Raw genomic sequence first — 14266 nt, forward strand, 5'->3', positions numbered from 1 at the left:
ACTTTCGGATCATACTTTGTGACACCACACGTTGGACATATTTCAGGTTCGTATGAAGTCAAATCCAAAGACTCTTCAATTACAGGAATTACCAATTGTACATAAGAATCTATTATGGAATCGTCTTTATACTTTCTCAATGGACGACAAGCAATGCCTAGCGGTTTGAAAAACTTTTCGTAAAGGGATGTCTGTACGAAAAATTCATCAAAAATCCATCCTAACCCCCAAAAAGGGTATTTGGGAACTCTTTTCACTCTAAAATCATCTTTTTGTACTGTGCCTATTCCACATTCATCACACATTTCTTTAGTTTCGTAGGTATTATATAAGTACCCTTGGTCACCATCGGGCATAGGATATCCAAATGAATTCCAACCGACTAATACACAATACTCTGCAGAAAGAACTTCTTTTTTTGTAAATTCAGTTCCCAGAATGCCAATAACCTCCCATTTATCAAATAGAGGTTTCAATTCTTTATATAGATTTAAATCATAAATATTAAATCTATCAATACCCTCTTGTACATCAATATTATATCGATGCAGGATTTCGACCTGTTTTTTATCCCAATTTTTTGAGAATTGTCTGTAAACCTTCATATTCTATAAACCTAATGCAGTTGGATAATCTATCTATTACAAAGCATCTTGAAATCGCAGTTTTTGCAATGGTCTTCGTTGTCGGTCTGAGAGAACGGTACGTTCTGGTCGAAAATCTCTTCCAAAACCGAATTCAGACGGTCGGAGAATTCTTCGGAATAGGCTGAGATGTCGTAAATAGGTTCCTTGTCCATCTTCAGAATCTCGTCGTAGTCGCCGCCGGCTTTCTGAATGTAGAGCAACGCCGGAGCAACAGGGAATCCGTTCGGGTTGTGTTCCTTGCTGTCCTTCAAGAAGTTGCAATACAGGAATGTCTGCAAGAAGTAATAAGGACGGTCTTTCTTACCCACGAAAATATTCTCGACAGACGTAGTTTTCTGTTCATTTCCGCCGCCGGTTTTGTAGTCTACAATCCTTATCAGAGTCTTACCGGGCTGCAAAGGATGCGCAATCTCGTCCATACGGTCTACAATTCCGCCAAGACTGCTGTGCACATTTCCGTTTACAGTCTTAATCAGAATTTCGCCGCCAACATCAAACTCCTGACCTCTTATTCTGAAAGGCGTAAGTTTGATGTCGTGCTCAAGCAGTCGTCTTATATACTTTATTATAACCTCGCGGTTTATAAGCTGAACGCCGTTGTATTCAATCTTGCTGCCGTCATCGTCTTTCAGCTTGAAGAATTCTTTTCTGAAAGCCTTGTCAACCGCATCGGGAATTAGCAGGGGATGGTCGAGATAACGCCTCAAATCCGATTCCTCTACGACATCCTTTCTCTGGCTTATCTCGCCGTAGATATGCTCTGCCACAGCGTGGAAGATTGTTCCGAACGTTGGAGCGTCAATCTCGGTTGTTACCTCATCGCGCTCACGAAGTCCCACAACATATTTGAAATAGAACTCCAGACGGCAGTTTATGTAGACATTTATTGCCGACGGCGAGAAGAGGAATTTCCGTTGCTTCTTCTTATTGTAATCCGAGCGGACATCGTATCTCTGAACAAGGAGATGCATTATCTCGTCAGATTTCTTTACAGATATCTCCTTCGTCTCCTGCATGTTTACATCGGCCTGAAGCGTTTTATGCTCAACCGAAATACCAGTTTCTACGGCATATTGCAATATGAAACGGCTCGGCTCGCCAATGTTCATCCCGTCGGTTGACGAATTGTACATCAGCGTTATGTGCTCGCTTCGCTGCATCAGTCGGTAGAAGTAGTAGGCATATACAGCCACCTTTCGCTCGATGGTTGTAAGACCGAAATAACTTCGCAAAGAGTACGGAATGAACGAAGCCTGATTTACCGGCTTTGGCAGTTTGCCTTCGTTTACCGAAAGCATTACGAGGTTGCGGAAATCGAGGTTTCTGGTCTCGAGAACGCCCATAACCTGAAGTCCGATGGCAGGCTCGCCGTGGAACGGAATAGACGATGTGCGCATTACTTGGTCGAGCAGTTTGAAGAGCGTAACCGGCATTATGTCAAGCTCGCCATTACCAAACAGCGTGATGAAGCGGTTTAGCATCGTGTAGCCCTGAAACAGCGACTCGGCATATAGTTGGGCAAAGGCATCTTTCGTGTTGTTGCCGCCGTTTTTGCGATAGTGAAGCGCAACTTTCTCAATCATCGTGCGCAGATATACAAGCAGATTCTTGTTGCCGTTCTGAGGCTCAAAAACACTCGTCAGATAATCGTCGCCATCAATCTGAAGTTCAGACGGATAAGGCATAAAACGGTTGTTGCGCTCGAGGTTCTTCTCTAACTTGCGCGCATTTTCCGACAGCATTACCGAATAAGGATGGCGCAGCAGCTCGCCCACATAATCGTAGCGATAGAAGCCGTCGCTACGCGAATATCCGTTAAGCTGAAGCTGCACGAGCTGCGTAATGAAGTTGTAGACAGGCGTTTCGGAGAACGGGAATCCCATCGTGACATTAACGTTCTTTATCGTGTCGTCGGGCAAAGAATGAAGAACGGACTCGAGCAGGCACTCGTTGCAGAGCACAACGGCGGTCTCGCTCTCGCGGTCGCCAGCCTTCACTTCGCGGCGGAGCCATTCGGGCAGGAAGCGAGCCTGAGCCGTCTCGGTAGATGCCGAGATGACCTCAACCCGTCGGTTTTCCTTCTTCTGAAGATTGTTGTATATTCCGCCGTCCTTCAGTTCGTTCGGAAAATCCTGAAGATTCTTGGCAAGGAACGTTCCGGCTTCGTTGTTCATCTTTCCGGCCGACTTGACGTAGTATGTGTCGTAATCCCAGTAGAAAAGGGCTTTTTCGGCTTTCAGAAGTTTCGAGAAGACGGTATGCTCAACCTTGTCGAGCACGTTGAAGCCGACGAAGACGTACTTGTCGTACTTGAAGTTTTCGACATCGAGATTCTCAGCCACCTCGCGATACATCGCGCCCTCGTAGGCATAGTTCATCTGCCTGAGTTCGTCGTTGTACTTGTGATAAATCTTGTCGAGAATGCTCCAAAGTTGCATGAACTTCTCTTTCAGCGCGGTTTTGCGTTCCAGAGAGAAATTCTGGAAGAAATGCGCAATCGCCTCTTCCTGCTCGGGCGTGATGAAGTCGTAATCGTCGTAGTCGCGCAAATCCTTTGCGTTGGCAAAGAGTGCATCGGCCTGAGCCATGTTCTTGTCGACATCTTCGAAATCGTTTATCAGAATCTCGCCCCAAGGATAGAACTGGTCGAGCGATTCGATTTCGGCCTGCGGATTTTCGGCTTTCACCACATCGCAATACACTTTGTAAAGTATGCATACGAGTTCGATTTTGTCGGGCACAACGAGACTCGAATTGTCTCTGAACAAATCGCTGATGGCGATATATTTAGGTGCCCACACCGGACCGTCGGCAATATTTACCAGATATTCGTTGAAGAATAGTCCGGCGCGCTTGTTAGGGAAAACTACGGCAACGCGTGCCATGTCGTTTCCGTATTTATTGTAGATATCCTCTGCTACGATTTTCAGGAAAGGAGTCATATCAGTCAACTTTTACAACCTTGTTGGTATAGCCATACCAAAGGTAACATTTAACATTTTTCTTGCCCATTCTCTCAAGCAGGCTGCGATAGAGTCGTACCTGCTCTTCGTGCTCGTTCTGATGCTTCTGGCTTGCGAACTTGAAATCGACCACAACCACCTCGTCGTCTTTCATCATTACGCGGTCGGGGCGGTTCTGCCGTGCCAGTCCGTCGGCATCCTTAGTCAGAATTGTACATTCCTTGTAGAGCGTCCAGCTTCCGTCGAACCAGCCTTGCACATCGGTATTCTGCATAACCTTGCCAATTACCGATTCCATGCGGTTGCGCTCCTTGTCGCTCGCTATAATGCCTTCGGTCTGCATCTGTGCAAGCAGGGGCGAAACGTCGTCGGCCGTCTCGATATTCTCCATAACGTAGTGCAGAAGGCTTCCTTCGCGAATGTATTCGTCTTGCTTTGCTGACTCTTCGTCTATGTCGTTCACAAACTCTACCGATTTGTTTGACTGGCGGAAATCTATCGGATTTCTGAAGATTTCCATCTTCAAACCGACTTCAGACGGCTGCGGCGACAGCGGATTCTCGTCCTCCTCTCCGCCCGATTTCTCGGCTGGCGACGGTACGATGCTTCCGATTGTGAAGAACACGTCTTCTTTTTCTTTCTTTTCTTCCTTTTTACCAGTTTTTTTCTTGTCTGTTTTTTTATTGTCCGCCGAAGTAGGGTCGAGATAGTTTGTCAGCAAAGAAGCTACATTTGCGCCATCCGCCTCGCGGTTTCCCCACACAATCAGGTTGCATTTCGGACGCGTAAAGGCAACGTAAAGCTCGTTCAGCGCATCGACATATCCGAGCAGGGTTTCTTGCTTGTAGCTCTCGGTGTACGATGATTTTTTCATGCTCTTCGAATACGAAACCGGCACGAGCGGCAATCTGCCGAAAGGCTCATCGTCGGTGCTGCACCACAACAATTTTCCCTTCCTTGGGTCTGTACCAATTTTCCACTCGCAATAAGGAATGAGAACCGTATGGAACTGCAATCCCTTCGACTTGTGAATGGACATTATTCTGATTCCGTTAATCTTTCCCGACGGAACGGCTGAAGTGCACAGTTTGTCGTTCCAATATTCGAGGAACAGCGTGATGTCTGACGAACTGTCCTGAAGATAGTCGCGCACCTTGTCGAGAAACGACAGAATGTAGCCTTCCTGCTCGTCAATCTTCTCGAGTTCGAAAACCTGATACAGATTTTCAACCAGCTCGTAGAGCGGCATCATAGCCAGCGTATCTCTTCCGTCGGCATATTCCTTCGGAAGATATTGCATGTCTACCACACCGTAACGGCAGAATGCCTCGAACGGCATCTCGTTCTTGCACACATGCTTCTGATAGTTGTATGCCAAGAATGCCAGCGACAGATTGTCGTCGGGCTTGGCTATGCCCTGCAACGCGTTTACGATGATGCCCACCGCAACGGATGCCTGCAACTGAAATGCCTCGTCCGACACGATTGGCACATCGGGCATATTCTCGGCAAAATATTTTGCTATCGTCGGAACGTACTTGTTTTTTCTTACCAGAATTGTGATGTCCGAGAGGTTTACGCCCTTTGACGTAAGTTCCTCGACCTTGCTCTTCATATCGGCAAGCATTCGGGATTCGCTCGGGATTTCGTCGGTCTTGCAAAGAAAGTTCAGCGATACGAATCCCTCGTCGGTCTTCTTCGTTATATTCTGCGTAACGTTTTCGGGCGAGTAAGCCTGAGCAAGCTGCTCGCTCTCCTCGCCGAACTCGTTCTTGAAATCGGCATTAAGCAACTTGGCAAGAGCCACGAAAAGATTGTTGTTGAAATCTACAATCCTGCCGCTGCTTCGGTAGTTCTCGCTGAGCGAGCGTTGGTTCACGCCGTAATATTTTATCTCGCGGTTCAGGTTCTGCAATATTCGCCAGTCACCGTTTCGCCATCGGTAAATGCTCTGCTTCTCATCGCCCACAATCAGACTGTTCTTGCCTTGCGCCAGACATTCCATAAGCAGGTTGTAGAAGTTTGTCCATTGCATACGCGATGTGTCCTGAAACTCGTCAATCATTATGTGCTGAAGCATGGCTCCCATCTTCTCGAACACGAACGAGGCATCGTCTTGCTGAACGACGCTGCGCAGAAGGTTCGGCGTTTCGGACAGAAGGAAGCGGTTCTCGTCGGTATTTATCTGATGAACGTAATCGTCGACCTTGTTGAGAAGTCGCAGGCTGAACAGTTTTTCTTCCGACAGAAGTGCCGTCTGATAGTCTTTCTCGCCCTCGATGCGGCGCGTCTCAGTCTCGGCAAGAAGCGGACCAAACTCGTTTTCGGCAAGCGACTGAAGCCCAGGATTTTTCTTTATCTCGTCCTTTGTAAAAAAGGTTGCCGGTTCTTCGAGTGCTTTCTGTACACGATCTTTACAGATGTCAACAAAAATACCTTGCTTTATTTTCTGAAAATATCCAGCAACACCGGTACTCTTGTACGAGAAATTATCAACCGTGAGTCCATAACTCTCTGCCAAGGCGAAGAAGCGGTCGGCACATTCGTTCAGAGCCTTCGAATAGGCTCTCTTCATGTTTTGCAGAGCCTCGCGATATTCGTCTATCAACTTCGGATTCTCTGCCATCATCGAGCGCAGTTCTGCTCCGCGTTCAATGTAATCTTCGTTGAAGATGTTGCCGGCAAACGATTTCAGTTGCTTGGTAATGTTCCAGCTTCGGTTCTCGTCCATATTCTTCTCGATGAACTCGATAATCCATTTCAGTTCCATCGATGTTGGGGTGAGTCGTTCAAGAAGCAAATCTACAGCACGGTCGCGCACCTCGTCTTGCCCGAGGTCTACCTTCAGATTTGGCGACAAGTCGAGTTCGCGCGCCAGATTCTTCAGCACCGACTGGAAGAACGAGTCGATTGTCTCAACGCGGAAGTGCGAATAGTCGTGCAGAATGTTGGCAAGGGCAAAACGTGCGTTCCGCCTTATAACCTCATCGTCAAGCCCTGTTTTTTCCTTCAGTTTTTTGAAATAGCTTTCTGATGAGGCAAGCGAATGTCCCACTCCGTAAAGTTGTTGCAAGATTCTGTCTTTCATCTCGGCGGTAGCCTTGTTTGTGAAGGTTACAGCCAGAATTGAGCGATATGCGCCCGGATCCTCGATAAGTAGCGAGATGTACTCTACCGCCAGCGTGAAAGTTTTGCCGGCACCTGCCGAGGCTCGATATACTGTGAGTCCGTTTTCCATGAGTTATATATTTTCGGGATACAAATATAAGTTTTTTCCGCTACGCGACAGCACTCGCCCGTGATATTTTTCTGCCATCGGGAAAAGGCACGAAGTGTAAGGCGCACTCCACTAAGCAACTGCAAGGCAAGAAAAAAAACAAAATTCTTGCAATTTTAAGAATGATTAACTATTTTTGTCAATTCTTAACTATAAAATTAAAATGAAACAATTTGTAAAGTACGTTTTGGCTACCATCACAGGACTTGCTATAATGTCGGTTCTGGGATTTATCTTATTTTTCGTCTTTTTGGGTGCTATGGCATCACAGTCTACCGTGAACGTAAAGGACAACAGCGTTCTTGTGCTCAAAATGGACGGTATTCTTCAGGAAAGATCAAACGAAGGCTCTCTTCAAGCCTTGTATGCTAAGTTTTCATCGGCAGACAAGTCATTGAGTCTCGAAAATGTCCTGTCAGCCATCGAAAAGGCTAAGGACGACGACAACATAAAGGGAATCTACATCGAGGCTGGCGCGCTATCTGCCGCTCCGGCATCGCTTCAGGCTATTCACAATGCCCTGAAGGATTTCAGAAAGAAGGGCAAGTTCATCATCAGTTACGGCGATGTGTACACTCAAGGATGCTACTATCTGGCATCAACATCAAACGAGATTATCCTGAACCCTTCGGGCGAAATAAACTGGGTTGGTATGGCATCAACTCCATACTATCTGAAGGATTTCTTCGAGAAGATTGGCGTGGGCGTTCAGATTGTAAAGGTTGGAAAGTACAAGAGTGCTACCGAAATGTTCTCTGAGACTCACATGAGCGATGCCAACCGCGAGCAGGTTAACGCCTATCTCACAAGCATCTGGAAGCAGATTAAGAACGATGTGGCTGCAAACCGAAAGATAAGCGCAGACTCGCTCGATGTATATGCCGACAGAGGTATGGTATTCATGGGAGCCGAGGGCTTCAAGAAAAACAAGATGGTTGACAAGATTGCATACAGCGAGAGTGTCAAGGAATCAATCAAAAAGCAGATGAAACTTGGCAAGGACGATGACTACAATACAATATCGCTTGCCGAATATTCTGAAGTGAACAGCAACATTCCAAAGGACAAGAGCGGTAACATCGTAGCCGTTTACTATGCCTGCGGAGAAATATCCGACATAAGCAACAACACAGGCGAAAGCGAGATTGTTGGCAAAAAGGTATGCGACGACCTTGACAAACTTGCCAAGAACGAGGATGTGAAGGCGGTTGTGCTAAGAGTAAACTCTCCGGGCGGAAGCGCATACGCATCTGAGCAGATATGGCATCACGTTATGCTGCTAAAGGAGAAGAAGCCAGTTGTAGTATCTATGGGCGACTATGCTGCATCGGGCGGATATTACATAAGTTGCGGAGCCGACTATATCGTTGCCGAGCCTACCACAATAACAGGCTCTATCGGTATCTTCGGAGTTCTTCTAAACTACGAGGAACTTGCAAACAACAAACTCGGCATCCACTTCGACAGCGAAAAGACTAACAAATATGCCGACATGGGCACGGGCGCAAGAAAGTTCAACGAGGATGAACTCGGACTTCTACAAAACTACATTAACCGTGGATACGACCTCTTCCTTACCCGATGCGCTAATGGCAGAAAGAAGACAAAGGAGCAGATTCACGAGATTGCGCAGGGTCGCGTATGGACCGGCGTAGACGGCAAGAAGATTGGCATCGTTGATGAACTCGGCGGTCTTCAGAAGGCTATCGAGATTGCTGCCAAGCGAGGAAAGGTTAAGGAATACACAACCGTTAGCTACCCTACTCCGCCATCATTCTTCGACAGTCTGCTCGATGACAAGACAAACTCGTATGCCGACACAAAACTGCGCGAAACCTTCGGCAACATGTACGACATTGTGAAGGAAGCACAGAAGTACACCAAGGCTAACCAGATTCAGGCACGTATTCCGTACAGACTTAACCTAAACCTTTAACAGAACAACGATGGAGGGTAACTATATAAAGATACACGACATACTCAGACCGTTGTCATGGCTCTACGGCTTTGGAGTAAGCATCCGTAACGTCCTCTTCGACTACGGAATTATGCCGCACGAGTCTTTCGACGTGCCGGTAATATCAGTTGGAAACATAACCGTGGGCGGAACGGGCAAGACTCCGCATATAGAGTACCTCATCAGACTTCTCGAAAAGAAATACAAAGTGGCGGTGCTGAGCCGAGGATACAAGCGCAAGACAAGGGGCTACAAACTCGCCGACCTGCATACTCCAATGGAGCAGATTGGCGACGAGCCTTTCCAGATAAGGCAGAAGTTCAGAGACATATACGTTGCCGTTGATGCCAACCGCCGACGCGGAATCCACCGCCTGTGCGAGGATGCGGAAACTGCCGATACCGAAGTTGTACTGCTCGACGATGCCTACCAGCACCGATATGTAACTCCGGGCATCAACATACTGCTCGTCGACTATCACAGGCTGATAACCGAAGACGCTCTTCTGCCTGCCGGTCGTCTGCGCGAGCCCGAATCGGCAAAGGAACGCGCCAACATCGTCATCATAACCAAGTGCCCTACCGACATCAAGCCGATGGATTTCAGGGTGCTGACAAAGACGATGAACCTGCGCCCTTATCAGCAGTTGTTCTTTACCTGTCTGAAGTACAGCAAGATGCGTCCTATCTTCAAACACGCCGAGGAGGTGTCGCTCAACAGCATCGGCAACAGACCGATTCTGCTCGTAACTGGCATCGCATCGCCAAAGCAGATGCTTAGCGACTTGGGGCAATACAGCAAGAACATAAGCATTCTTGAATTCCCCGACCATCACTACTTCAACAAGAAGGACATCGAGTCGATAAGAAACAAGTTCTGCGAGATAAACAAGAACAACGACGCCTTCATCGTAACAACCGAGAAGGACACGGTTCGGCTCATGAGCATAAAGGACATTCCGCAGGATGTGGCAGACAACCTTTACATGCTGCCTGTCGAGGTGGAATTCATGCTCGACAAAGAAGAATTGTTTAACGATAATATAATTGGACATGTACGAAAAAATTCAAGAAACAGCATCCTTCATAAAGGGAAAGATGCGAACAAATCCTGAAACAGCCATCATTCTTGGCTCAGGACTTGGCAGACTCACAGAAGAGATTACAGACGTGTACGAAATAGCATACACCGACATCCCTAACTTCCCTGTATCAACAGTAGAGGGACATGCCGGCAAGCTTATCTTCGGAAAACTCGGCGGAAAGGATATCCTTGCCATGCAGGGACGCTTCCACTTCTACGAGGGATATGACATGAAGGCTGTTACATTCCCTGTTAGAATAATGCGCGAACTGGGCATCAAGACTCTCTTCGTAAGCAACGCAGCAGGCGGTATGCAGAAGGGCATGAAGGTTGGCGACCTTATGATGATTACCGACCACATTAACATGTTGCCAGAGCATCCTCTGCGCGGAAAGAACATCGAATACGGCCCACGCTTCCCGGCAATGGGTACAGCCTACACAAAGGAACTCCAGAACATGGCTATCGAGATAGCAAAGGAGCAGGGTATCGAGATTAAGCAGGGCGTTTACTTGGCTACACAAGGCCCTACTTACGAGACTCCGGCAGAATACCGTATGTTCCGCTCGTTCGGAGCCGATGCCGTGGGCATGAGCACCGTTCCTGAGGTTATCGTAGCCGTACATTGCGGCATGAAGGTCTTCGGAATGAGCGTTATCACCGACGTTTACACCGACGGCGACTCAATGGAGGTAACACACGAGGAAGTTACGGCAGCAGCCAACGCAGCACAGCCACGAATGACGGCTATCATGCGTGAACTTATTCGTAGATCATAATTTTTGATATGCAAGAAACCAACAGAACAGAAATTTCAACTTTAGGCGAATTCGGTCTGATTAAGCATCTTACCGAGAACATCAAGCTCGAGAACGAATCGAGCAAGTATGGCGTGGGCGACGACTGCGCCGTGCTCGAGTTTCCACAGGGCAGAGAGGTTCTCGTAACTTCCGACCTTCTGATGGAAGGCGTCCACTTCGACCTCACCTATGTTCCGCTAAAGCATCTGGGCTATAAGAGCGCAATAGTAAACATAAGCGACATATACGCTATGAACGGCACTCCGCGCCAGCTTGTGGTGAGCATAGCACTAAGCAAACGCTTCTGCATAGAGGACATGGAGGACTTCTACGAAGGCTTGAAGATTGCCTGCGCCGAACATCATGTCGACATCGTAGGCGGCGACACCACATCGTCGCTCACAGGCTTGGCTATCAGCATAACCTGCATAGGCGATGTAGAGAAGGGCAAGGCTGTTTACCGCAACGGAGCAAAGGAAACCGACCTTATATGCGTGTCGGGCAACCTCGGAGCGGCATACATGGGCTTGCAGCTTCTTGAACGCGAGAAACAGGTGTTCGAAAGCCAGATGAAAGAGAACAAGCAGAAGGGTATCACCTCTCTCGAAGAGGCTCAGCCCGATTTCTCTGGAAAGGAATATCTGCTCGAACGCCAGCTGAAGCCCGAGGCGCGCGGCGACATCATTCGTATGCTTGCCGATGCCAACATCCTTCCAACATCTATGATGGACATCTCCGACGGTTTGTCGTCTGAGATTATGCACATCTGCAAGCAGAGCAACGTTGGAGCACGCATCTACGAAGAGCGCATCCCGCTCGACTACCAGACGGCGTGCATGGCTGAAGAGCTGAACATGAATGTTACGACTTGTGCCCTAAACGGCGGCGAGGACTACGAACTACTGTTCACCGTTCCTATTGCCGACAACGAAAAGGTACAGAACATGGAGGGCATTAAGGTTATTGGCTACATAACCAAGCCCGAACTGGGATGCGCACTCATCACACGCGACGGCAACGAGTTCGAACTGAAAGCCCAAGGCTGGAATCATCTGGATTGATAAAAGACTTCGGTTTACAATAAAAAACAAGAGCGGAAAAACGAAAGGTGCTATCCTTTGTTTTTCCGCTCTGTTTGTTTTATTTTGCGAGACAGAAAATCATTACTACTGTTTATTGCATGAGATGTCGTTAATATGTCAATTATAAATTAGGCGATGGCAACATAAACAGAGATGTAAAAAACAAGCCAGCCGAACCTATTACATAGGAAATAACTATAATTGTTCCAATCTTTTTATGCCTTGGCGATTCATTTTTGAATTCATCCTCAATAGCCTTCCATCTCTTTTTGTTATAAAACAATAAAAAATGAAGTATTGAAAAAGAAATAAAAATAACAAAAGGTCTGTAACCATCAACCAAATTTAATTTAAAATCATATAATTTAGAGGACTCTATTAGCATTATTATTGTTAATAACTGATAAAAATGTACCAACATCAAGGTCATAATGACATTGAATACTGGTGTATCATCGCTAAAATGATACAACTTATATATCAAATATCTATAAAATTTACATAATGGCAACATATGTTAATCTTTATTTATATCAAGTAAACAATTCCAACCACAACAAATATCAACCCACCGTCCTGCCGAATTTCCGAATTCGGCAGAGGAAAAAATCGGGAATTTGCAATTCCCACCGCTGAAAAACATCAGTTTTACGATAACTTTTTGTCGCACGGCGACAATGCGAGTTGCAAACTCGCGGTATATTGATGCTGCCAAATTCTTGCGCCCCTTCGTTAGCAAGCGACCAGAGGTCGAGCGCAGAAATTCGGCAGAACTGAGATTTATTGTTTATCGTACACAGACAATATTATATTCTCAATGCGTAACGAGTCTGGTATGTCCTCCACACTACACTCACCACACCACAGCGGTGTGTAGAGAGGCTCTTTTGAGATATCAACATTCAAGACGACATTTTTGTTAGATTCTGACCTTAAAAGCAGCACTCCATCTTGACAAGGAACAACGGAATAGTGCCCAGAGCGCTTTACTTCTCCCATTGTCTGACCGACATATACTTTATCCCATTTTATCTTATCAGAGCAAATGGTTATTCTGTCCACACGGGTTGTATCAAGCCAGTTTGTTTCCATTGCAAGCAGAGTTTCATTGCCATTACAAAAGCACAAAGATTTCCACGTCACGCCCGCGCCCTCGTCGTCTTCTTCTATACGCATCTGTTTTTTATAGTCTGAAATCAGAGGAATCGAATCGACATGTACTCCCAAAAATTGTATGTAATACTCCACATTAGCGAAATCCATGTTGGGGCGTGTATCTGCCCTCACTCCCTCTTCACTGACATTAGACTCGCTATTAACGCTTGGCTGTGCCTTCGCCACCATACTGATTATGGCGAAGAATATTGTTAATATTATGTGTTTCATTAAAAAAAGCACATTTATTTTAACGAATCTTGATAAAGCGAATACGAAAACAACAGTCCCCAGAAAAGTACAATTGTTCCAATTAAATATGCCAAAACTACAATTGTTCCGTTCCTTTTATGCCTTGCTGATTCGTCCTTAAACTCTTTATCATAAGATTTCCATTTTTTCTTATTGTATAATAATAGGAAATTTAAGACTCCGAATAATATTACACATATTGTTGGATTATATTTAGTCCAATCTGGCCATACTTTAAACGATGTAAACTTATCAACAAAAAATAACACACCTAGAATTTGAACCAAGTGAACTATTGTTAATGTGCCAATAACGTTAATCTCTGGTGTATCATCGCGAAAATGATATAATCTGTATATCAAGTATCTATAAAATTTACAAAGTGGTAACATATTTAATCCTCCTTAAAAAAACAACAAGCATTTCCAACAACAATCACCAGCAAGAAACAGCTCTGTTTCTTGCAGAAATACAGCAGTTACGCACGGTTGTTTCAGCCGTCCTAAACAGATTGGCATTTTCGGATATTGAATTTAAAGTCATGTCTATCGGTATTGATTAAAACTTTCTGCGAATATAATGTTTTTCTTACCAATACAAGCAAGTAGACGGCTCATTTCCATCAAAAAAAAACAAAATGTTCATTTCTTATGAATCCGGTAACTATTCTTCGGGATGCCTTCGGGATTCGTTCGGGATTTTATAAACGACTGGCAGCTTACTTCGGGGCACTCTCTTAAAGACAATTCAGAATTTACAATTATCGGACTTCCCCACATATAGCTTACATATACCCTACATATACAAAACATATAGCTTACATATACACAACATATACCTTGCATATAGCTTGCATATAGCTTCCCTATACCTTGACACCATTTTGTATTTACCAAAAGATAAATTAGTGCTCTTTTTCTACAATGGACTATCCAACGTATATCTTCCCTCTGTCTACCTTGGACGTACCTTGGACGTACCTTGGACGTACCTTGGACGTACCTTGGACGTACCTTGGACGTACCTTGGACGTACCTTGGACGTACCTTG

8 protein-coding genes are annotated in these 14266 nt (G+C 45.8%); 4 read left to right on the forward strand and 4 right to left on the reverse strand.

Translation table 11 applies throughout. From position 1 onward, the window contains the following. The 3 genes from T538_RS17825 to T538_RS0112970 all read right to left on the reverse strand — a co-directional run. Positions 1-605, reverse strand: a 605-nt coding sequence (locus tag T538_RS17825; RefSeq protein WP_031534312.1) for a hypothetical protein, incomplete at its 3' end; no start/stop codon positions are given. Positions 606-634: 29 nt separating this feature from the next. Continuing rightward, a complete protein-coding gene (locus T538_RS0112965; protein WP_031534314.1) occupies positions 635-3589 on the reverse strand; it encodes a PD-(D/E)XK nuclease family protein in 2955 nt (984 codons plus the stop codon). A 1-nt stretch (position 3590) separates the two neighbouring features. Beyond that, complete coding sequence (locus tag T538_RS0112970; RefSeq protein ID WP_031534316.1) at positions 3591-6848, reverse strand: UvrD-helicase domain-containing protein; 3258 nt, start codon at positions 6846-6848, stop codon at positions 3591-3593. Positions 6849-7050: 202 nt separating this feature from the next. Here T538_RS0112970 and sppA point away from each other — a divergent pair, with 202 nt between their 5' ends. Genes sppA through thiL form a run of 4 tightly spaced genes read left to right on the forward strand, consistent with a single transcriptional unit; the run spans position 7051 to position 11788 of the window. Further along, positions 7051-8823, forward strand: coding sequence for a signal peptide peptidase SppA (sppA, locus tag T538_RS0112975; RefSeq protein WP_031534318.1), 1773 nt, complete (start codon positions 7051-7053; stop codon positions 8821-8823). Between the two features lie 10 nt (positions 8824-8833). Further along, positions 8834-9958, forward strand: a complete 1125-nt coding sequence (gene lpxK, locus T538_RS0112980) for a tetraacyldisaccharide 4'-kinase (protein WP_031534320.1) — start codon at positions 8834-8836, stop codon at positions 9956-9958. Then, positions 9897-10706 carry a purine-nucleoside phosphorylase gene (locus T538_RS0112985; RefSeq protein ID WP_031534321.1) on the forward strand — a complete coding sequence of 270 codons (810 nt, stop codon included), beginning with the start codon at positions 9897-9899 and terminating at the stop codon, positions 10704-10706. Before lpxK ends, T538_RS0112985 begins: the two co-directional genes overlap by 62 nt. A gap of 8 nt (positions 10707-10714) precedes the next feature. Continuing rightward, positions 10715-11788: a thiamine-phosphate kinase gene (thiL, locus tag T538_RS0112990; RefSeq protein ID WP_031534323.1), complete on the forward strand. Its 1074-nt coding sequence runs from the start codon at positions 10715-10717 to the stop codon at positions 11786-11788. A gap of 801 nt (positions 11789-12589) precedes the next feature. Here the strand turns inward: thiL and T538_RS0113000 are convergent. Then, positions 12590-12985 (reverse strand): hypothetical protein, encoded by a 396-nt coding sequence (locus tag T538_RS0113000; protein WP_155993206.1) that lies wholly within the window; start codon positions 12983-12985, stop codon positions 12590-12592. Between the last annotated feature and the right edge of the window lie 1281 nt (positions 12986-14266).

Origin of the sequence: Bacteroides sp. Ga6A2, assembly GCF_000702225.1 — a bacterium.
Lineage (GTDB): Bacteria > Bacteroidota > Bacteroidia > Bacteroidales > Bacteroidaceae > Ga6A1.